This is a genomic window from Brevibacterium sp. HMSC22B09 (genome assembly GCF_001806795.1).
Classification (GTDB): domain Bacteria; phylum Actinomycetota; class Actinomycetes; order Actinomycetales; family Brevibacteriaceae; genus Brevibacterium; species Brevibacterium ravenspurgense.
Genome location: NZ_KV786021.1, coordinates 177,102 through 196,414 on the forward strand (window position 1 = coordinate 177,102; position 19,313 = coordinate 196,414).

Below are 19,313 nucleotides of genomic sequence, written 5' to 3' on the forward strand. Positions count from 1 at the left end.
CCGGTCCTTTCTTCAGTCCGGTTGAGGTGTGTCAGGCGTGCAGGTGGGCGCTGATCAGGCCGCCGGCTTCGCGCATGATCGGCATGACTTCGAGGACGCGGTCTTCGTCTGCGGCCCAGTTGGCGAAGACCGCGTAGGCCACGCGGCGTTCGCGTGTGAAGGCGATTCCTGTGTCGGCGCGGACGCTGGAGTCGGTGCCGGTTTTGTTCACAATCCATTCGCCGCGCGTGTAGTAGTAGTGCGCCAGAGGGTCTGGTTCGAAGTAGGAGGCCACCATCGAGGTGTCGGCTCCCGCACCGAGCCAGCGGCGCATCATTTCCGAGGTCATCGGGTCGAACAGTTCGTCGCGGGACAGCCGCGCCATGTAGTCGCTCAGTTCGTAGGCGGTGCCCGATGACAGGCGGCGGGGTGCTCCTGCTGGGCGCGGCCAGCGCAGGAAGTCGTGCAGCGCGGAGTCCTTGTAGCCCAGCGCTTCGACTTCTTTGGCTACGCGGTCCAGGCCGACACGGGAGATGAGCACGTTCGTGGCGAAGTTGTCGCTGAAGGCGCCGATCAGCATGCCGACGTCGTGGATTGTCAGATCCGGCTGGTCAAGCAGGTACCAGATGCCGGATTCGTCGACGCGCTCTGCCGCGTTGCGGGTCAGCCGCTCATCCAGGCGCAGTTCACCGTTGTTCTTCATCTTCAGCGCTGCGTGCAGCAGGAAGATCTTGGCGATCGATGCGGTGGAGAGCACGCGGTCGGGTTCGTGGCTGAACACCTCTTCGCCCGTGTCGATGTCGATTGCGCGTGCCGAGAATTCAACTCCGTCGAGACGGGTGAACAGGTCAGCTGTCATTGTTCTGCCTTTCTCCGGCGTTGTTCGCGGCCGGCTTCTGTTGCGAGATCAAATCTATGCGAAGAGGCTCATAACCTGGCCGGCGGCCAGACCGAAGAACGTGCCGGCGAATGCGCCGATGAGCGCGAAGAGAACTCCCACGGGTACGAGCTCTCGGTTGAACGCACCGGCGACAACGGGCGCGGAGGCCACACCGCCGATGTTCGCGGTCGAAGCGACAGCCAGGCTGAACAGCTCCGTTTTTGTCAGCTTGGCGTAGATGATCATGAGGACGAAGTGGATGGTCACGACCATGAGCCCGGCAAGCAGGTAGATCGGCGCTTCGACAAGCGATGTGAAGTCGGACCCTGCCGCAATGACTCCGATGATGATGTACAGCATGATGTAGGCGACATCCGATGCGCCGGCCATCTTTCCGTACTTGGTCGAGCCGATGATCAGGCCCACGATGCTGACGATGAGGATGGTCCAGGTTGTCGAGTTCACGACGACCCCGATTTCCGGCAGTTTTCCGCCGATCACAGTGGCCAGCGCTGAACCGAACAGACCGATGGCCAGAACCCGGAACAGCGCCACGAGGTCCATTTTCTCTTCATCAGCGGAGCGCTTTTCGCCGCCTTCACCAGTCGAGGCTGCACGCGAAGACAGGGCCGAAGTGTCGGCTTTTGTCCACGCGTTGAATTTGTCAGAGATGCCGACGGACGAGAACATCACCAGCAGCCACACGGAGTACACGATGGTGTCGACGATGAGAACGTGACCGAAGATGTTCTCCGGCGGGTTGAGGATTCCCTGCACGGCCGCCATGTTCGCCGAACCGCCGGTCCACGAAGCTGCGAGCGCTGCCAGACCCTTCCACGCTTCAGCTTCGAGAACCCCCTTGAGCACGGCGAATGTGATGATGAATCCCAGCATGATCGAAACGGCGGTGGCCGCGTAGGTCAGCAGCAGCTTTGGGCCCAGTTTGATGATCTTGCGGACATCGCACTGGAACAGCAGAAGCATGATCATTGCCGGCAGCAGAGCATCTTTCACTCCCCCGCCGACAGCATCGATTGAATCGGATTCGCCGAATACTCCGACGGTGTTGAGCAGCGCCGCTATCAGGTAGAGGAAGACGAAGCCGGGAACGTACCTGAAGACTGGCAGCCCACGGGCTTTGTCCAGGTAGACGAGTATCGCGGCTATTGCGATGAGCAGGCTGATGAACAGAAAACCGTCGGTGATCATAACTGTTTAGGGGTTCACTCCTCGTTCGGTTCGATTGTCACTGTCGGTGCGGCACCGTCTGCCGGTGCGCTCAGTGTGGCGCGCACGCCGAAGGGCACTGAACCGGCGTGCGGGTGGTGGCCCAGTTCGACTTCCCACACGACCGGCACCTGGGCGTCGCCGAAGTATTCGCGCAGAAGCGCCCTGCGGTCGTCGTCTTCACCGCAGCTCTCCCACGAGCCCAGGACGACGGCGCCGGCCCGTTCGAGCCAGCCGATCCGTTTGAGCTGCAGCAGCAGATTGTCCAGCCGGTACACATCCTCGTCGACGTCTTCCAAGAAGAGGATGCCCGGCTCCTCGGGTGCTCCCGGCTGGAATTCCGGCGCCCCAACACCGGCGGCGAGCAGACTGAGGTTGCCTCCATAGGTGATTCCCGTGAACTCACCGGCAGTGAGAGTCTGCGCCGGTTCACCCAGACGCACCTGTTCGTCTGACCACGGTGAGAACAGCCAGCGCTTGATGTCAGTGCGCACGCGCTCACTGTCGCCGAAAACGGCGTTGCCGACCATGGGGCAGAACAGCGTGGGCACTCCTACGTGGTGCGCCCACGCCTGGTGCAGGGCGGTGATGTCACTCGAACCCGTCATCAGCTTGGGACGGCCGTCAGGACGCAGCGCGTTCTTCGCCATGCAACCGAAGTCGATGCCGTCCAGCAGGCGCATGGCCCCGTAGCCGCCGCGCAGAGCGATGACAGCGGAGGCCTCGGGGTCGCACCAGGCGTTGACCAGGTCGCTGCGGCGTTCGTCATCGCTGCCGGCCAGGTACGAGGCGCGGGCATCGACTTTGCGAAGGTTCTCTCCGACCTGCACGTCGAGTCCCCACTCTTCCAGCGCGGCGATTGCCGGTTCAACAGTTCCCTTGGGTGCTGGTCCCGAGGGGGCTACAAGCCACACTCGGTCGCCCGGGGCCAGTGGGGCCTGCTGTACATAGGGGTTGCGGTCAGTCATTGACGGCACCTCCGGTTTCTTCTGTTGTGGTTGCCACAGGGTCGTCCGTCTTCGCGGTGACAGCCTGCGCGGTCTGTCCCTGTGCGGCCCGTTCGGAGCGGAAGCCGGGCACTGCGGCCAGCAGCTTGCGTGTGTAGTCGTGTTGAGGGTTCAAAAGAACATCCTCAACCGGACCGTGTTCAACGATTTCACCGCGGTACATGACGGCCACCGTGTCGGCGATGTTCCATGCCAGACCGAGGTCGTGGGTGATGACGAGCGCTGTGAGCCCAATGTTCTTCTTCAAGGCCAGGAACAGCGACAGGATCTCACCGCGCACCGAAGCGTCGAGGGAAGCCACAGGTTCGTCGGCAATGAGAACATCAGGTTCGAGCGCGAGCGCGCTGGCAATGACAACGCGCTGACGCTGCCCACCGGAAAGCTCCTGCGGGATCGGCTCAAAGAAGTCCTCGGCGGGAATCAGCTCCGCAGCTTCCAGGCTTTCACTCACACGCGCCCGTTCGTCACCGGTGAACTTCTGCACGCGCAGGCCTTCTGCCACGGACTCATAGACCGAGCGCGAAGGGTTGAGCGAACCTGACGGGTCCTGCAGGATCATCTGCACATCGCGCCGGAATTTGCGCAGGCCCCGCTTGCTGGTCGGCAGAGGCTCACCCTGGAACAGCAGCTCGGATCCGGCGTCTGGCTGCTGCAGGCCAAGCAGCGTTCGCGCAAGCGTCGTCTTGCCCGAACCGGACTGGCCGACAACAGCAAGAACCTCCGAGCGGTGCAGTTTGAGATCAACGTTGTTGACGGCCTTTGTCAGTCGTCCCCGCGCCTTAAACGTGACGTTGAGGTTCCGTGCCTCCAGCACCACCTCGTCAGTCATGGTGTGCGGAGTTTCGACATCAACGCGAGCCGGGTTGCGGGTGATCGGGTTGAGACGCGATTCAGGGTCGCCGATGGTGGGGAACGCATCCGCCAGCTGCTGAGTGTAGGGCTCCTCCGGCTGGGTGCAGATCTTTTCGGCCGGTCCGATTTCGACGATCTTGCCCTGCTTCATGATTGCAATCCGCTCACACGCTGTGGCCAGCACCGAAAGGTCGTGCGAAATCATCAGCAGCGAAATGCCGCGCGCCTCAACGAGCTCCCGCAGGCGGGTGAGGATCTGCTCCTGCACGATGACGTCAAGAGCCGTGGTCGGTTCGTCGGCGATGATGATGTCGGGATCACAGGCCAGGGCCATGGCGATCATGACGCGCTGCTTCTGCCCACCGGACAGTTCGTGCGGATACGCCTGCGCGATCTGCGCGTCGAGGTCCACCTGCTCCAGCAGGCTGAGAACCCGCGCTTTGCGATCAGCTTCGGAACGCCATTCGTCTTTCACGTGCAGGTTGAGTGCTTCGAGGATCTGCTTGCCCACCGGGCGCACCGGGTTGAGCGAGTGCAGGGCACCCTGGAACACGATCGCGGCTTCCGACCAGCGGACCGCGCGCATCTGGCCGAAGTTCAGTTCGGCAATGTCGGTGCCGCCCAACAGCACGCGCCCGGTCAGCGTCGCGTTGTCCGGCAGCAGGCGCAGCACCGAGAGGATGAGCGTGGACTTGCCCGAACCGGATTCACCGGCGATGCCCAGTGTGCCGCCGGCCGGCAGTTCGAGGTTGACGTTCGACACCGCGGGGATGTCGCCTCGGGAGGTTCGCGACGAGTACGTGATCGAAACGTCGTCAAAGACAAGATCCTTGCCCGCGGCAGCGGCAGCTGTTTCTGCTGTACTCATCAGCGGCTCCTGAGGGTCGGATTGGCAATGGCTTCAATGGCCCGGCCCACCAGCGTAAACGCAAGCACCACCGCGACGATCGCTAGGCCCGGGGTGAGGATGAACCACCAGTAGCCGGAGGTTGCAGCCGAAACATCCATCGAGTTCTTCAGGATGGTTCCCCAGGACTGCTGAGTTGTGTCGCCCAGGCCCAGGAACGCGAGTGTTGATTCAGCGATGATCGCACCACCGACCGTCAGCGTGGTGTTGGCAAGCACCAGCGGCATAACGGCCGGCAGCAGGTGCGAGGTGATGATGTGCCAGTGACCGGCACCGAGGACTTTCGCGCGTTCAATGTAGAGGCGCGATTCCGCCGACAGCGTCTGCGCGCGAACAATGCGGGCCGTACCCGCCCACGAGGTCACACCGATCGCAATGACGATTGTGAAGACTCCGCGCTCAAGAACAGAGGACAGCACAATTGCCAGCAGCAGCGACGGCAGGACCAGGAAGAAGTCGATGACGCGCATGATCAGTCCGCCGACCCAGCCGGTGAAGTGGCCTGCGGCGATGCCCATGATCGTTCCGATGATCATCGACATGGCCGTGGCGGCCACACCGACGATGAGCGAAACTCGGGCACCCCACACCAGGCGCGCCCACAGTTCGCGGCCGTAGTTGTCTGTGCCCAGCGGGTGCTCCGCACTCGGCGGTGCGTAGCGCGGATTGTCGAGGTTCTGGGTGACGTCGAGCATGGAGCGGTCTGCAATGAGCGGAGCGAACACGGCTACGAGGATCACCAGGATGAGAACGATCGCACCGGCAACGCCCGCGCGGTCTTCCAGGAAGATCTTCCAGTTCTTCTTCCAGGCTTCTGCACGCCGGCTCCATGTGAGAGCGCGGACGCTCGAGGGAACAGCCGTGCCCTGCTTTTCGCGAGCGGCAGCCGTCTGCTTTTCGGAGGAGGTGTTGCGGGAAGTCATTCAGGCCCTCCTGACGCGCGGGTCGAGCTGGCGGTACACGAGGTCAGCCAGCAGGTTCATGATGATGATGGCCGCTGAGAAGACCACGAACGTGCCCTGCAGCAGCGGAAGGTCCGGACCGGAGATCGCCTCGAAGGTCAGCTTGCCCAGACCAGGCCACGAGAACACGGTTTCGACCGTGAGCGCACCGGCAATGAGACCGCCGATGTGCATGAAGACGAGCGTCACGGTCGGCAGCAGTGCGTTGGGCACAGCGTGCTTAAGCCGGACGTCGTCTTCGCGCAGGCCCTTGGCGCGTGCGGTGGTCAGGTAGTCGGCGCTCATCTCCCCCAGCAGAGATGCGCGCATCACCATGAGGTACTGCGCGTAGATGACCGCGGTCATGGTGATGACGGGAAGAATGAGGTGCTTGGCTACATCGACCACGTATGTGAAGCTGCCCGGTTCAATCCCGGGTGAGACCATGCCGCCGGTAGGCAGCCACTGCAGCTTTCCGGCAAATACCATGAGCAGCAGAAGAGCAAGCCAGAAGGTCGGCACAGACCAGAAGACGAGGCTTGTGGAGGTTGTCAGCTTGTCGAAGAGGGAACCGCGTTTCCACGCCGCCAGCTGTCCCATCCACAGACCCAGAGTGATGGCCAGAATCGCCGACGTGCCCGTCAGCAGCAGGGTCGGCCACGCGTACTCGGCGATGAGGCTGGCGACCGACTGCTTGTAGACGTAGCTGGTGCCGAAGTTGCCGCTGAAGATGCCCACCAGGTAGTCCCAGAACTGGACGAGCACGGGCTTGTCGAGACCGTATTCGGCGCGCAGCTGAGCCATCTGCTCGGTGCTCATCTGCCTTTCGCGCGCAATTTTCTGCACCGGGTCGCCCGGCAGGACCCGGAAGGCGAAGAAGCCCAGCACAACAACCATGAACAGGCTGATGACCGCTCCACCCACTTTCCTCAGCAGGTAGCTGAGGTAGGACTGGCCCGCCGGGGGCGCATCGATTTCTTCTGAACCGCCGGAAGCCTGATGCTTGAGCTTCTTGTTGGCGGCCCGTGTCTCTGCGTTCACAGACATTTTTCTGCTTTCCACGTACTGCTGAGGCTCTTGGGCAGTGCGTTAAAGGTGCTCGAGGCGCCGGTCACCACTCGTGTGTCCGGCGCCTCGAATCTGTGGGCTAGGTGTCCCGTAGTCTCACGCTCGGTCGTCGGCGTTGCGGCGGCGCAGAACGAGCGGGATGGCAACTGCTGCGATCACGACGACCGCACCGATGCCGATCCACAGGCCAGCCGAGGAGCCGCCCTTGCCGCCGTCCACCTCGTCAGCGGGAGCTGCCGTGAGGAAGCCCCAGTAGCCTGACTGGTTGCCGATCACACCGCCGTCTTCGGGCTGCGTGGTGAAGCCGCCGAAGCGGTCAGAGCGGTAGGCCTCGAGCTGCTTGGCGTACCACAGGGTGATCTGCGGAGCGTCATCGTAGTGCTGCTGCAGAGCCTGGTGTACGAGCTCCTGGCGTTTGCCTTCGTCGAGTTCGGTGTGCTGCTTCTTGTACAGTTCGTCGAACGTCTTGCTGCAGTAGCCGTCCTGCGAGGTCGGGCCGTTGCCCTCAGAGTCTGGACGCGAAGCGCAGGTGTTGATCGACAGCTGATATTCCGGGTCAGGCGTGACCGACCAGCCGGTCACGTAAATGTCGAAGTCGCCCTTCATCGTGCGGTCGGAAATCGTGTCGGAGTCGCTGGACTCAGCCTTGATTTCAACGCCGATGTCCTTCAGCCACGGAGTGATGAACTCCGCGATGGACTGCTCCGTCGGAGTTTCGGCATCCGTCAGCAGACGCAGGGAGAGCTTCTTGCCGTCCTTTTCGCGAATCCCGTCGGAGCCTTCCTTCCATCCGGCCTCATCGAGCAGCTTCTTGGCGGCTTCGGGGTCGTGGGAGACGATCTTGTCGGACTTCGGCAGGTGCCACTTCTCAAAGGACTCCGGCACGAAGCTGGTTGCCTCTGTCGCGTAGCCCTGCATGACCTGTTCGCGCAGGGTCTTCATGTCGATGCCCAGGCGCAGAGCCTGGCGGACCTTGACGTCCTTCAGCGCTTCATTGCCGGTTCCGTAGGCTTCGCCCTCCGGGGTTTCAAAGCCGGGGTTGACGCCAAGGGCCGTGAAGCGGCGCGATTCGCCGACATTGGTTTCGATGTTGTCGGCGTTTTCCAGCGCCTTCATCTGTTCGGGGCTCAGCCCGGTCACGAAGTCAACATCACCAGCACGCAGCGCCTGCACCATGGCGTCGCTGTTCGTGTAGTAGGTGTACTGGATGGTGTCGACCTTCGGCTTGCCCTTCCAGAAGTTCGGGTTGGCCTTCAGTGTGATCGACTGGTTGGCCTTGTAGCTGTCCAGAACGTAGGGGCCGGAGCCGACAACCTCAGAGTCGTTGTCGTCCTTGGCGGGATCCTTTTTCTTGGACCACACGTGTTCGGGAACAACCGGGATTTCAACACCGGGGTTCGGCGCCTGCGGCGATTTGAGCTTGATGACGACGGTGGTGTCGTCGGGAGCTTCAACAGATTCGAAGTTCTCCACGAGCGATCCGTTTGCGGCGCCCATCGCGGGGTCTTCCATCATCTGCGTGTAGGTGTAGACGACGTCCTTAGCCGAGATCGGTTCGCCATCAGACCACTTCATGCCGTCGCGAATGGTGAATGTCCATTCGTCACCGGTGTCGTTGACGTCCCACTTTTCCGCCAGGCCTTCGGTCGGGCCAAAGTCCTTGGAGTCGTACTGCACGAGGTTTTCGTACACGTAGCGGTTGATGGCCGTTGGTGTGAGGTAGATCGAGGTGAACGGGTTGAAGTTGTCGACAAGGCCCGAGGTGGCAATCCGCATGGTCGTGTCTGACGCCGCCTGTTCGGTCGACTGGGCTGCCGCGGGCAGCGCTGCACCGGTCGCCCCGAGAATCGTCATAGCGGTGGCAGCGGCCGCTGCTGTGCACCTCTTGAGAGCTGATCTGAACATATCTTCCTTCCGCCTGGCTTCTTGCCGCACCAGCCCCGTCGCGTGGTGCGTGGGACACGTCGAACGTGTGCTGATTCGACGGCCCCGCAGAAGCTGTTTCTGTAAGTTACATCACAAGCTCTTGTGTGTTCAAAACCACACGCTGAACTGTCTCAAAAGCAGCGGAAGACGAGTTCCCCATCATGCGCTCAAAATCCCCTCACCCACCCCTTATGGCCAGCAAACACGGGGAGTAACCTGGTAGTGAGAACGGCAGAGATTAAGGAGTCACAAGCCCCGATTCTCGAAAGTTCTCGCACACATACACCAAAGTGCTTGAGGAGCAGTGGTATGAAAGCCGCACGCTTTTACGACCGTAAAGACATCCGCATCGAAGACATCCCCGAACCGGAACTGAAGCCGGGCACCGTTGCCATTGACGTCGCATGGTGCGGCATCTGCGGTACGGACCTCCACGAATACCTCGAGGGCCCCATCTTCGTCCCGCCGAAGGGCCACCCGCACCCCATTTCCGGCGAAGAGGCGCCGGTCACCATGGGCCACGAATTCTCCGGCACCATCACCGCCCTCGGTGAAGGCGTCACCGGCCTCGAAGTCGGCCAGAACGTCATCGTTGAGCCCTACATCATCGGCGAAGACGTCGACACGAGCGAAGGCCAGAACTACCACCTCTCCGAGAACATGAACTTCATCGGCCTGGGCGGCCGCGGCGGTGGTCTGTCCGAAAAGATCGTCGTCGAACAGCGCTGGGTCCACCCCATCGGCGATATCCCACTGGACGAAGCCGCTCTCATTGAGCCGCTGTCCGTTGGCCACCACGCTTTCGTCCGCTCCGGCGCCAAGGCCGGCGACGTCGCAATCGTCGGCGGTGCGGGCCCCATCGGCCTGCTGACCGCTGCCGTACTCAAGGCTGAGGGTCTGACCGTCTACATTTCGGAACTGTCGGAAGCCCGCAAGGAAATGGCCCGCAGCACCGGTGTCGCAGACGAGGTCTTCGACCCCCGCGAAGTCGATGTCGCAGCCAAGGTCAAGGAACTCACCGACGGCAAGGGTGCAGACGTCGGCTTTGAGTGCTCGTCCGTCCCGGTCGTTCTCGACATGCTCATGGACGCTGTTCGCCCCGCCGGCGTCATCGTCAACGTGTCGATCTGGGGCTATAAGCCCGAGGTCGATCTGCCGAAGCTGGTTCTCAAGGAAATCGACCTGCGCGGAACCATCGGCTACGCCAGCGACCACCCGGCCACCATCAAGCTGGTGCAGGAAGGCGGACTCGACCTGTCGAAGTTCATCACCGCCCGCATCAAGCTTGACGAACTGGTCGACAAGGGCTTCGAGCAGCTCATCAACAACAACGAGCAGCACGTGAAGATCCTCGTGAACCCCAACGCCTGATCAATTCGGGCCTGAGCCGAGCTCAGACAGAAGATCCGGCCCGGTGGGAACCTCTGCGGTTTCCACCGGGCCGGACCTTTGTGTCAGGACGCCTCTCAGGCCTCCGTGCGCTGTTCAAACAGCACCGGGGCCGGCCACACCAGCTAGGGGCGGTCAGCAAACTCCCGCATAGCGTCGAGCAGCCAGTTGGCGGTGTGATCGGCAAAGGATGCTCGCGGCATAATCCAGTACGAATCCTCATCCGTTCGCCACAGAGCGGCCGAAGAACCGGCGACCAGCGTGAGGATCGCACTGCCGACCGGGAAGAAGTCCGGGTGCACGTCCACCTCGACCATTCTGTAGAGAACGTCGACGGCGTTCGGTCCCGACAGCTCCAACACGGTCCGGTTGCCTGAAAGGTCAACAGCCTGCCCGCGGTGTTCCCCCACCGCCTCGGCGAGGATCCCGGCTAGAGCGGAACACGACAGCTCCCTTTCCGCCTCGTCACCTGCAACCAGCAGGAAGTCATCCGGACCGAACCACAGCACGTGCCCGGTGACCGGCGCCTCGACCTCGGAAACCTGGCCCACCTTCCGCGGAAGTGGTGCACCGAGCACTTTCTCCAGCCCGTCGGCGGCAGGCCCGCCCGGTTCGGCGCGCAGGCTGATCTGCGTGCGGAACGGAACTTCGCGCAGCCGCACCCGCGACCCGCCAGCAGCGTCGAGTTCGGCGGCGCGTTCGGCAAGCGGGCTGCGGCGCAGACTAAGGACGTCCTGTCGCGAGACTTCGGCCTGAGAAACAGCGGTGTTGTCAGCCATCTCGGCGTTCTCCTTCCGGATCGAACAGTACGGTCGGCCCGACTTCGACTTCGGCAAAGCCTCCCTCGCACGTGGCCATGAGCTTCTGACCGATGAGCGACGGCCCGTTTTTGATCAGCGCAAGCCCGAACGTACGGCCCAGGGCCTGCGAATCGTAGCTGGAGGTCACGTGCCCCTGCATGGGAATCGGAGCCTTCGGCAGACCCTCGCCCGTGTAGTCGCCCAAGTCGTCGGGGAACACCAGCTGGCTGCCCTCCGGCAGGCGCAGCTTGCGGTCGGTCGGCAGGACGCTCACCAGCTGTTTGCGGTTCTCATCGGTGTTGGCAAGCCGTGAGTACGACCGCTTGCCGATGAAGTCCTTCTTCAGCTTCGATACGACCCAGTCCATGCCGAGGTCCTGCGGTGTGACGGTCCCGTCTGTGTCTTGGCCAACCACGATGTAGGCCTTTTCGGCTCGCAGCACGTGCATGGTTTCTGTGCCGTAGGGCGTGATGTTGAACTCCGCGCCGGCTTCGGCAACGTCTTCCCACACTTTGAGTCCGTAGTAGGTGGGCACGTTGATTTCATAGGCGAGTTCACCGGAGAAGGTAATGCGCACGACCCGGGCGTCGATGCCGGAGGCGAGTGTCGTGTTGCGGTACTCCATGAACCCGAATCCCTCTTTCGACACATCGAGGTCCGGGGCCATTTTGCGCATGACGTCGCGGGATTTCGGGCCGACGACGGCGATTGTGCTGTACTGCTCGGTCGCCGAGGTGAACACCACGTCCAGTTCCGGCCATTCCGTCTGCGACCACTCTTCGAGCCATTCGAGGACATCGGCGGCTCCGCCGGTTGTGGTTGTCATGAAGAAGTGGTCGTCTGCCAAACGCAGGGTCACACCGTCGTCGAACACCATGCCGTCGGGAGTGCACATAACCCCGTAGCGGGCTTTGCCGACCTTGAGCTTGAGATAGCCGTTGGTGTAGATCCGGTTGATGAACTCCGCGGCGTCTTTGCCCTTGATTTCGATTTTGCCGAGTGTTGTGGCATCCAGGAAGCCCACGGATTCGCGTACTGCCCGGCATTCGCGGGCAACTGCTGCGTCCATGTCCTCCCCGTCCTGCGGGTAGTACCACGGGCGCTTCCACTGGCCGACGTCTTCGAACACCGCGCCGCGGGCCACGTGCCACGGGTGGATGTTCGTCTGCCGGGCGGCGTCGTAGAGTTTGCCGACGCCGCGCCCGGCAAGTGCCGCAAACGCCACCGGGGTGTAGGGGGCTCGGAAGGTTGTTGTGCCGATCTGCCCGGGGGTGATCCGCCTGTTTTCTCCCGAGGTGCCGCTCACCACAGTGTTGATCGGCTTCTGACCGGGCTGGCCGGTTGCCAGAGCGCTGATTTCAGCACCCGTGAGAGCTTCCGCGATGAGGCCAATGGTGTTGACTCCGCCGATCTTCCCCTGGTCCACACCCGTGGAGATCGAGGTGTAGCGCTTGATGTGCTCAACGGACAGCATGCCTGCGCCGGAGGCTCGGATGATGTCGCGGACGGTGTTGTCGCGCTGGAAGTCGACGAAGTATTCAGCCAGTGCGGACAGCTGTTCGGGTTCAGTGCCCAGTTGCTGTTCGGCGTCTGGGCCGGGAATGAACCACAGCTGGTCAGCCTGGCCGGTCTCAGTCACGCGCGCGGCTGCCGTTTCGGGGTCGTAGAAGGAGCTGGCCTCCCCCGCTGCGGCTGCTGCTCCGGCGGCGGTTCCTTCGGCGAGCGCACGGGCCAAGCTGTAGCTTCCGTTGAGGGCGCCGACGGTGTGCTGACGTTCAACGGCGGCGGCCGGGATGAATCCGGCCAGCTGGTCGTCCCAGTACATGCGGCCCTGCCGCTGGGAGTGCAGGTGAACGTTGGGCGACAGTCCACCGGAGACTGCGAGCAGGTCAGCTTCTACGCGTTCCGCCTGGTGTTCCTGACCGCGCGGGGCGATCCACACGGCTTCGAGGCGGTCTTCACCTTCCGCTTGGACCACAGCACTGCCGGGGCGCACCTCGACACCGGCGGCTCGTGCCGTATCAGCCTGCGCGGAGTCGGCTCGAGAATCGACGATGGTCACCTCAGCTCCAGCGCGTGCCGCATCGACTGCAGTGCGATAGGGGGTGTCGTGGGTGGTGAACAAAATGATCTTCTGTCCCGCCAGCACCCCGTAGCGACCCAGGTACCGCTGGACCGCTGAAGCGAGCATGATTCCGGGAAGGTCGTTGTCTGCAAAGACCAGCGGGCGGTCAAACGCTCCGGTGGCGAGCACGACTTCCCCGGCGACCACGTGCCACAGCCTTTGGCGCGACACTCCGTCATGGCGGGTTTCGCCCGCAGCCTTGTATGCCGAGTCGCGGTCCTCGAGTGCCACGAGGTAGTTGTTGTCATAGGAGCCGACAACAGTTGTGCGCGACAGCAGGCGGACATTGCCTGAGTCTCGCAGCTCTTGCACTGTCTGTTCAACCCACTGGGCTGCCGGCAGGCCGTCGATGACGCTGGTTTCGTCATCCGGTGCGCAGTCGAGCAGGGTTCCGCCGAAGGCGTGGTCCTGTTCGAACAGCACGACGCGCTTGCCGGAGACCGCGGCGGCCTGTGCTGCGGCAAGGCCGGCCGGTCCGGATCCGATGACTGCGACTTCGGCGAAGATTGTGCTCTTGTCGTATTCGTCTTCATCCGGCCTCGGATCCAGCTGGCCGATGCCTTCGAGCAGCTCCACGGACATGCCCTCTGAGATTTCCACCCGCGTTGCCGGGAGCATGGATTCATTGTGTTCGCCTTTGACCATCACGAAGGCGTTCGGCTCTTCCGCACCGGCTGAGAGAATGCCGCGGGGGCGCCGCCGGTAAATGGAGTCACCCACGCGGATCCGCCCGTTTGCCAGCAGGGCCGAGGCAATCGTGTCGCCTGCCTGCCCGGTGTAGGTCTGGCCGTCAACGGTGAAGGTGATGGTTCGTTCGGATGTGATTGAACCGGTGCGCACCCGGTGCGACGTGTGTGTCTGCTCAGCGTAGTTCTGCTCAGTCATTGTTCTTCCCTCCAGCAGTGTGCGGGCCGGATTCCTGCGGGGCAGCCATGGGAGTTACGGCCGGCGGCTGCGGAAGTTCGGGTTTGGGGTCCGTCAGACGGTAGGTAGTGGAAATCGTGTAGCTCTGGGTGTCGCGCAGGACGTTGAACCATTTGCGGCAGCCGGCGGTGTGCGCCCAGCGTTCGTAGAACGAGCCTTTGGGGTTGTCCCGATAGAACACGTATTCGGCCCACTGTTCGTCAGTGAGCGCCTGGGGGTCTTCCGGGTAGTTCACGTGGGCTTGACCGCCGTAGGTGTATTCGGTTTCAGCGCGGGGCCCGCAGTACGGGCAGTCGATCATGAGCATGATGACTCCTCTCAGTGGGCGACGGCGGCAGCGCCGTGTTCGTCGATGAGCTGGCCGGTGACAAAGCGCTCAAGACTGAAGGGGGCGTTGAGCGGGTGAGGTTCGTCTTCGGCGATGGTGTGTGCGTAGGTCAGGCCGGCTGCGGGGGCGCCTTTGAAGCCGCCGGTCCCCCAGCCGCAGTTGATGTAGAGCTGGTCGACCTCGGTTTTCGACACGATCGGCGAGGCGTCGAGTGTCACGTCGACGATCCCTCCCCAGGTGCGCAGCAGGTGGGCGCGGGCGAAGATGGGGAACAGCTCAACAGCTGCTGACATCTGGTTTTCGATCACGTGGAATGAGCCGCGTTGGCCGTAGCCGTTGTAGGAGTCCACACCGGCTCCCATGACGAGTTCGCCCTTGTGAGCCTGGGACACGTACACGTGCACGTGATTGCTCATCACGACATTGGGGTGGACCTGTTCGTGCAGTTCGGACACGAGTGCCTGCAGCGGGTGAGACTGGATTGGCACTCGGATGCCGGCGAGCTCGGCCAGCACCGATGTGTGTCCGGCTGCGCACATGGCGACTTTGCCGGCTGCGATTGTGCCGCGGGTCGTCTGCACTCCCGTCACCCTGTTGCCGTCGAAGAGGAAGCCGGTGACTTCGCAGTTCTGAATGAGGTCCACGCCGAGTTCGGCGGCGCGCTTGGCATAGCCCCAGGCCACCCAGTCGTGTTTGGCGATGCCGCCGCGCGGCTGGTAGGTCGCGCCCATGACGGGGTAGCGAATGTCGTCGCTGATGTTGATGATGGGGCAGGCTTCTTTCACCTGCTGCGGATCGAGCCATTCGGAGTCGATGCCGTTGAGGCGGTTGGCTTCGACCCGGCGGATGGATTCGCGCACATCCCCCAGCGTGTGGGCCAGGTTGAGAACTCCGCGCTGCGAAAAGAACAGGGTGCAGTCGAGCTCTTCTTCCAGCCCCTCCCACAGTTTCAGCGAGTGTTCGTAGATCGCTGCGGATTCATCCCACAGGTAGTTCGACCGGATGATGGTGGTGTTGCGGGCCATGTTGCCGCCTGCCAGCCATCCTTTTTCCACGACGGCGACATTCGTGATGCCGTGGTTCTTCGCCAGGTAGTAGGCGGTGGCCAGTCCGTGCCCGCCACCTCCGATGATGACGACGTCATAGGACTTTTTGGGCTCCGGATTTCCCCACATGAAATCGGGGTGCTCCGGCAGTTCCCGCTGATTCGCAGTCAGAACACCGGTGTCGATGCGCTTAATGCTCATGGGCGGCTCCTTGCTATCGGCTCTGATGAGCAGGAATCGTTAAACGACGACTGATATATTAGTGTCATAGTAGAGTTGCTGAAGAGGTCAGGTCAAGAGAACCGCACACCGATTTTTGCCTGATTTCTGCCAAGCCCAGACCGATCTCAACGCCACAGCGAGAAGACTCAACCACTGAAGGAGCCACACCATGAGTTCAGCCCCAGCCGAACTCCCCCAGTGGGGGCCGACCGGCACCTCGTTGGCCCAAACTGCCTATGAGGCGATCAAAGAGAAGCTCATCCTGCTGCGCATCGGCCCCGGTGAGCCGATCAGCGAAACCGAGCTCGCAGACGAACTGGGAGTCGGCCGGACACCCATACGGGAAGCGCTCAAACGCCTGGAAGGCGACCACCTGGTGGTGAGTTACCCGCGGCGCGGGACTTTTGCAGCGGGCGTCGACATTGCCGAACTCGCAGCCGTGACAGAGCTGCGCAGAGCACTCGAACCCGTCGCGGCCAGCGCAGCCGCTGAACGCGCCAACGCGCAGCAGCGGGACAATCTGCGCGCCGCCATCGAGCGCATCCGCAGCTTTGTCGCAGAAGCCCCCGAGGATTCCGCCGGAGACGGCGGGGCCGCAGAAGCGTTTCTACGGCTGGACACCCTGGTCCACCACACCATTTATCAGGCTTGCGGCAATGCGCACATTGCCGACATCCTGGCCCGCTATCACTACCTGGCCATGCGGATCTGGGCGCTCGCCGCACACCGCCTGCCTGGAATCATTGAGCACGCCGAAGATCACATTCCGCTGCTGGAGGCCATTGTCGACGGCCAAGCCGATAAGGCTGCAACCATGACGGTTGAACACATCGACGAATTCGAGCGCAGCCTGCGCGCCATGTTCTGACGCTGACCGCCACCTTCGGGAAGCGCCCAAACAGGGGCGCTGACCTGATGCAATGCCAGTACTGGTTCAATAGCTCCAGCCGATTTCACCAAACAAAGTGAGAGCCATGGAGCGCTTCATCATCACCGTCGCCTGCGCAGACGCGCCGGGCATCGTCCACGCCGTCACGGAAGTCCTTGTCCGCCTGGGCGGGAACATCGTCGAATCCCAGCAGTTCACCTCGCCGGACTCCGGGACGTTCTTCTTGCGCATCGAGGTTGATGCACCGTGCGACCGCGAACAACTGGAAGCCGCAATGGCGCCTGTCAAGGAACGCTTCACCATGGAGCTGGGCCTGCACCGCAGTGCCGACAGGGTGCGCACCCTCATCATGGGCTCAAAAGATCCGCGGACCCTCAACGAGGTGCTGTTCGACCATCACCTGGGCCAGCTCAACATCAATGTGCCGCTGGTCGTGTCCAATCACATGGACCTGAGGAAGCACGCAGACTTCTACGGCGTGGACTACGAGCACGTCCCGATCACCAAGGACACGAAAACCGAAGCAGAAGCCCGACTGCTGGAGCTCATCGAGGAACACGACATCGAACTGGTGGTGCTTGCCCGCTACATGCAGATCCTGTCGGACGAACTGGCTGAAAAGCTGGCGGGGCGGGCCATCAACATCCACCACTCGTTCCTACCGGCTTTCAAGGGCGCTCGCCCCTACCACCAGGCGCACAGCCGCGGCGTGAAGCTCATCGGCGCCACGGCTCACTACGTGACGGCTGACCTCGATGAGGGGCCGATCATCGAGCAGAACGTCGTACGGGTCGACCACACGAAGTCACCGGATGAGCTCATTGCAATCGGGCGCAATATTGAGGGCCGGACGCTGGCCCAGGCGGTGCGCTGGCATGCCGAGCACCGCGTGCTGATGGATGGGACCCGCACCGTCGTGTTCAGCTGATTCGCCCTTCTTCAGGCCTCGTCAGGGAACTGGAACTCCAGTTTTCCGGCGACGAAACCGCACTTCCGGCCATTGCCATGCGGCGCCTGCTCGTTCAGGGGCGTGGGGTCCCTCGCCAGTGCGTGTCGTTCATGGGCTACTGGAAGAAGGGCGTTGCCCATAAGGGTTAAGGCAGGCACTCACGGTTTGCACAGCACAGCGGCTGGGCTCTGGAAATCCAGAACCCGGCCGCTGTACTTATTCACGCTGGATGCAGCGCTCACCTTGGGGTCATGTGAGCAGTGACTTCGGCAGGCGGTGGACCGTCACTGCGCCGATTGCTGTGAACGGGTGCAGCGGGTCGGGATCTTCCGAACCGGTGGGGCCGCCCAGCTCTGAATGTGCAAGAGCGCTCATAACGACGTAGGCGTCTTCACGCGAATAGCCGTTGTCTTCAACAAGCAAGTCGAAGATGTCTTCGTAGCCGCGCTGGATGGATTCCTGTACGGGATTGCCCAGGCCGATGAAGATCCATTCGTCCTCTGTTTCAATTCGCGGAGCGCGGTGCTTCACACCCTTGATGAGGTCGACGGACACGATGGCCGTGCCCTGCGCTTCGATTGCGACGAAGCTGGATTCACCGCGGGACATGATGGCGTGGATGTCGCCGATTGACAGCAGCGCTCCGGGCACGTCGACAGGCAAGTAGACGGTCGAGCCGGGCTTGGCATCCGTGAGGTCCATGTTTCCGCCGTTTGCGAAGCTCGGCATGACGACCGAGCCTTCACCTGCGGCAGGGGCGGTGCCGATGCAGCCGATCATCGGCAGAGCATCGACCTCCACACCGTCGAGCAGCGCGACCCTGCCGTCTTTCACTGGGATGCGGCGAGCCATCTGATCTTCACCCATACGCCCGGCCAACGCTCCGGCACCGGGCAGGTACACCGAGTAGCCGAACTCGGTCAGCTCGATGTCGTGGATGTGGACGGCCAGGGTGTCGCCGGGCTCTGCGCCTTCGACGTAGACCGGTCCGGTGACGGGGTTGATCTGTGCTGTGATCTGGTCGAGGGTTTTGCCTTCGTACAGCTGGTCATAGACCTCGTCGTCAGTTTCAAAGCCGATGGTCTCACCGGTTCCCGGCTTGATCCTGAGGACGGGTTCGATGTCGGCGCTGAAGGAGCCTTTGCCGTTTTCGTTGGAGAGGAAGTGGTCAATCGTTGTCATGGCCCAATCTTCTCCGATTTCACGGCAGTACGGCCTGTGAAATCGCCATACGGACCGTCAGTGTTCACCGTGCACAATCAGAGCACACAGCCTTTCCAGGCGCGAGCGCACCTGATCAAGATCAGCCTCCCCGGCTGCCAGCTGGAGCATGAAGCCGTCACAGGCAGCTGAGAGCATCGAAGCCGCTTCGGCAACCTCGCCTTCATCCAGGTGCCCCTCTGAGGCAAGGACGCCCAGCCAGGCCTCAAAACGACCAATACCCAGCCGATACAGCCGCTCCAAAAGGCGCCTCGAGGTCTCGCCTGCTTTGAGGCCGAACCCCTGGCCGATCTGTTCTGCCCAGACACTGACCAGATACGGAGCCTCGTCAGCACTCGGCGGCAGAAACTGCATCGCACACTCCACGAGTCGCTGTTGCGGGGGCAATGACGAGTCTTCGATGTTGAGGTCGGGAACCGTGCGCAGCATCATTCGCTCCGATACGGCAAACGCAAGATCGCTCTGCGCAGGAAAGTAGTAGCGAAGAGTGCTCGCCCCAATTCCCGCACGTTCAGCTACCGCACGCACGCTGAGCGCCCCCGGGCCGCTCTCATTCGCCAACTGCAGGGCCGCTTCGAGAATCTGCTCACGCCGATCACTCATTCGAACTCCCATCACTTGCCTGAAGCACTG

Annotated in this window: 16 protein-coding genes; 3 read left to right on the forward strand and 13 right to left on the reverse strand. The window is 62.4% G+C overall.

Annotated features, from left to right (window positions below; genetic code table 11):
• Positions 1-31 precede the first annotated feature (31 nt).
• From HMPREF3087_RS07020 to HMPREF3087_RS07050, 7 genes are all read right to left on the reverse strand, one after another.
• Positions 32-838 (reverse strand): serine hydrolase, encoded by an 807-nt coding sequence (locus HMPREF3087_RS07020; RefSeq protein ID WP_019175539.1) that lies wholly within the window; start codon positions 836-838, stop codon positions 32-34.
• 54 nt (positions 839-892) lie between these two features.
• On the reverse strand, positions 893-2,068 hold the full coding sequence (locus HMPREF3087_RS07025; RefSeq protein WP_070428577.1) for a DUF819 family protein: 1,176 nt from the start codon (positions 2,066-2,068) through the stop codon (positions 893-895).
• Between the two features lie 14 nt (positions 2,069-2,082).
• The gene (locus tag HMPREF3087_RS07030) at positions 2,083-3,054 is read right to left on the reverse strand and encodes a S66 peptidase family protein (protein ID WP_070428578.1); all 972 of its coding nucleotides are present in this window, start codon (positions 3,052-3,054) and stop codon (positions 2,083-2,085) included.
• Positions 3,047-4,813 carry an ABC transporter ATP-binding protein gene (locus HMPREF3087_RS07035; RefSeq protein ID WP_070428579.1) on the reverse strand — a complete coding sequence of 589 codons (1,767 nt, stop codon included), beginning with the start codon at positions 4,811-4,813 and terminating at the stop codon, positions 3,047-3,049. The genes HMPREF3087_RS07030 and HMPREF3087_RS07035 overlap by 8 nt, the downstream gene beginning before the upstream one ends.
• On the reverse strand, positions 4,813-5,775 hold the full coding sequence (locus tag HMPREF3087_RS07040; protein WP_083272086.1) for an ABC transporter permease: 963 nt from the start codon (positions 5,773-5,775) through the stop codon (positions 4,813-4,815). Before HMPREF3087_RS07040 ends, HMPREF3087_RS07035 begins: the two co-directional genes overlap by 1 nt.
• Entirely contained in the window at positions 5,776-6,840 is a 1,065-nt protein-coding gene (locus HMPREF3087_RS07045) for an ABC transporter permease (RefSeq protein WP_141738898.1), read from the reverse strand.
• 117 nt (positions 6,841-6,957) lie between these two features.
• Positions 6,958-8,766 carry an ABC transporter substrate-binding protein gene (locus tag HMPREF3087_RS07050; RefSeq protein ID WP_083272087.1) on the reverse strand — a complete coding sequence of 603 codons (1,809 nt, stop codon included), beginning with the start codon at positions 8,764-8,766 and terminating at the stop codon, positions 6,958-6,960.
• Positions 8,767-9,096: 330 nt separating this feature from the next.
• Between HMPREF3087_RS07050 and HMPREF3087_RS07055 the strand changes: the two genes are divergently transcribed.
• Positions 9,097-10,158: a 2,3-butanediol dehydrogenase gene (locus HMPREF3087_RS07055; protein WP_070424407.1), complete on the forward strand. Its 1,062-nt coding sequence runs from the start codon at positions 9,097-9,099 to the stop codon at positions 10,156-10,158.
• 143 nt (positions 10,159-10,301) lie between these two features.
• Here HMPREF3087_RS07055 and HMPREF3087_RS07060 read toward each other — a convergent pair whose 3' ends face one another.
• Genes HMPREF3087_RS07060 through HMPREF3087_RS07075 form a run of 4 tightly spaced genes read right to left on the reverse strand, consistent with a single transcriptional unit; the run spans position 10,302 to position 15,600 of the window.
• Positions 10,302-10,955 carry a sarcosine oxidase subunit gamma gene (locus tag HMPREF3087_RS07060; protein WP_070428580.1) on the reverse strand — a complete coding sequence of 218 codons (654 nt, stop codon included), beginning with the start codon at positions 10,953-10,955 and terminating at the stop codon, positions 10,302-10,304.
• On the reverse strand, positions 10,948-13,986 hold the full coding sequence (locus HMPREF3087_RS07065) for a 2Fe-2S iron-sulfur cluster-binding protein (protein ID WP_070428581.1): 3,039 nt from the start codon (positions 13,984-13,986) through the stop codon (positions 10,948-10,950). Before HMPREF3087_RS07065 ends, HMPREF3087_RS07060 begins: the two co-directional genes overlap by 8 nt.
• The gene (locus tag HMPREF3087_RS07070) at positions 13,979-14,332 is read right to left on the reverse strand and encodes a sarcosine oxidase subunit delta (protein ID WP_061944200.1); all 354 of its coding nucleotides are present in this window, start codon (positions 14,330-14,332) and stop codon (positions 13,979-13,981) included. The genes HMPREF3087_RS07065 and HMPREF3087_RS07070 overlap by 8 nt, the downstream gene beginning before the upstream one ends.
• An 11-nt stretch (positions 14,333-14,343) precedes the next feature.
• Positions 14,344-15,600 (reverse strand): sarcosine oxidase subunit beta family protein, encoded by a 1,257-nt coding sequence (locus tag HMPREF3087_RS07075; protein ID WP_061944198.1) that lies wholly within the window; start codon positions 15,598-15,600, stop codon positions 14,344-14,346.
• 190 nt (positions 15,601-15,790) lie between these two features.
• Here HMPREF3087_RS07075 and HMPREF3087_RS07080 point away from each other — a divergent pair, with 190 nt between their 5' ends.
• A complete protein-coding gene (locus HMPREF3087_RS07080; RefSeq protein ID WP_070428582.1) occupies positions 15,791-16,489 on the forward strand; it encodes a GntR family transcriptional regulator in 699 nt (232 codons plus the stop codon).
• 106 nt (positions 16,490-16,595) lie between these two features.
• Positions 16,596-17,438, forward strand: coding sequence for a formyltetrahydrofolate deformylase (gene purU / locus HMPREF3087_RS07085; protein ID WP_070428583.1), 843 nt, complete (start codon positions 16,596-16,598; stop codon positions 17,436-17,438).
• Between the two features lie 270 nt (positions 17,439-17,708).
• Here purU and HMPREF3087_RS07090 read toward each other — a convergent pair whose 3' ends face one another.
• The gene (locus tag HMPREF3087_RS07090; protein WP_070428584.1) at positions 17,709-18,641 is read right to left on the reverse strand and encodes an acetamidase/formamidase family protein; all 933 of its coding nucleotides are present in this window, start codon (positions 18,639-18,641) and stop codon (positions 17,709-17,711) included.
• Between the two features lie 57 nt (positions 18,642-18,698).
• Positions 18,699-19,283: a TetR/AcrR family transcriptional regulator gene (locus HMPREF3087_RS07095; protein WP_070428585.1), complete on the reverse strand. Its 585-nt coding sequence runs from the start codon at positions 19,281-19,283 to the stop codon at positions 18,699-18,701.
• Positions 19,284-19,313: the final 30 nt, after the last annotated feature.

What these genes read in the sequence shown, in the direction of transcription:
- purU (WP_070428583.1), top strand. Translation starts at nt 16,596, where the DNA reads ATGGAGCGCTTCATCATCACCGTCGCCTGCGCAGACGCGCCGGGCATC.
- HMPREF3087_RS07035 (WP_070428579.1), bottom strand. Translation starts at nt 4,813, where the DNA reads ATGAGTACAGCAGAAACAGCTGCCGCTGCCGCGGGCAAGGATCTTGTC.
- HMPREF3087_RS07080 (WP_070428582.1), top strand. Translation starts at nt 15,791, where the DNA reads ATGAGTTCAGCCCCAGCCGAACTCCCCCAGTGGGGGCCGACCGGCACC.
- HMPREF3087_RS07045 (WP_141738898.1), bottom strand. Translation starts at nt 6,840, where the DNA reads ATGTCTGTGAACGCAGAGACACGGGCCGCCAACAAGAAGCTCAAGCAT.
- HMPREF3087_RS07050 (WP_083272087.1), bottom strand. Translation starts at nt 8,766, where the DNA reads ATGTTCAGATCAGCTCTCAAGAGGTGCACAGCAGCGGCCGCTGCCACC.
- HMPREF3087_RS07070 (WP_061944200.1), bottom strand. Translation starts at nt 14,332, where the DNA reads ATGCTCATGATCGACTGCCCGTACTGCGGGCCCCGCGCTGAAACCGAA.
- HMPREF3087_RS07065 (WP_070428581.1), bottom strand. Translation starts at nt 13,986, where the DNA reads ATGACTGAGCAGAACTACGCTGAGCAGACACACACGTCGCACCGGGTG.
- HMPREF3087_RS07040 (WP_083272086.1), bottom strand. Translation starts at nt 5,775, where the DNA reads ATGACTTCCCGCAACACCTCCTCCGAAAAGCAGACGGCTGCCGCTCGC.
- HMPREF3087_RS07030 (WP_070428578.1), bottom strand. Translation starts at nt 3,054, where the DNA reads ATGACTGACCGCAACCCCTATGTACAGCAGGCCCCACTGGCCCCGGGC.
- HMPREF3087_RS07075 (WP_061944198.1), bottom strand. Translation starts at nt 15,600, where the DNA reads ATGAGCATTAAGCGCATCGACACCGGTGTTCTGACTGCGAATCAGCGG.
- HMPREF3087_RS07095 (WP_070428585.1), bottom strand. Translation starts at nt 19,283, where the DNA reads ATGAGTGATCGGCGTGAGCAGATTCTCGAAGCGGCCCTGCAGTTGGCG.
- HMPREF3087_RS07020 (WP_019175539.1), bottom strand. Translation starts at nt 838, where the DNA reads ATGACAGCTGACCTGTTCACCCGTCTCGACGGAGTTGAATTCTCGGCA.
- HMPREF3087_RS07060 (WP_070428580.1), bottom strand. Translation starts at nt 10,955, where the DNA reads ATGGCTGACAACACCGCTGTTTCTCAGGCCGAAGTCTCGCGACAGGAC.
- HMPREF3087_RS07025 (WP_070428577.1), bottom strand. Translation starts at nt 2,068, where the DNA reads ATGATCACCGACGGTTTTCTGTTCATCAGCCTGCTCATCGCAATAGCC.
- HMPREF3087_RS07055 (WP_070424407.1), top strand. Translation starts at nt 9,097, where the DNA reads ATGAAAGCCGCACGCTTTTACGACCGTAAAGACATCCGCATCGAAGAC.
- HMPREF3087_RS07090 (WP_070428584.1), bottom strand. Translation starts at nt 18,641, where the DNA reads ATGACAACGATTGACCACTTCCTCTCCAACGAAAACGGCAAAGGCTCC.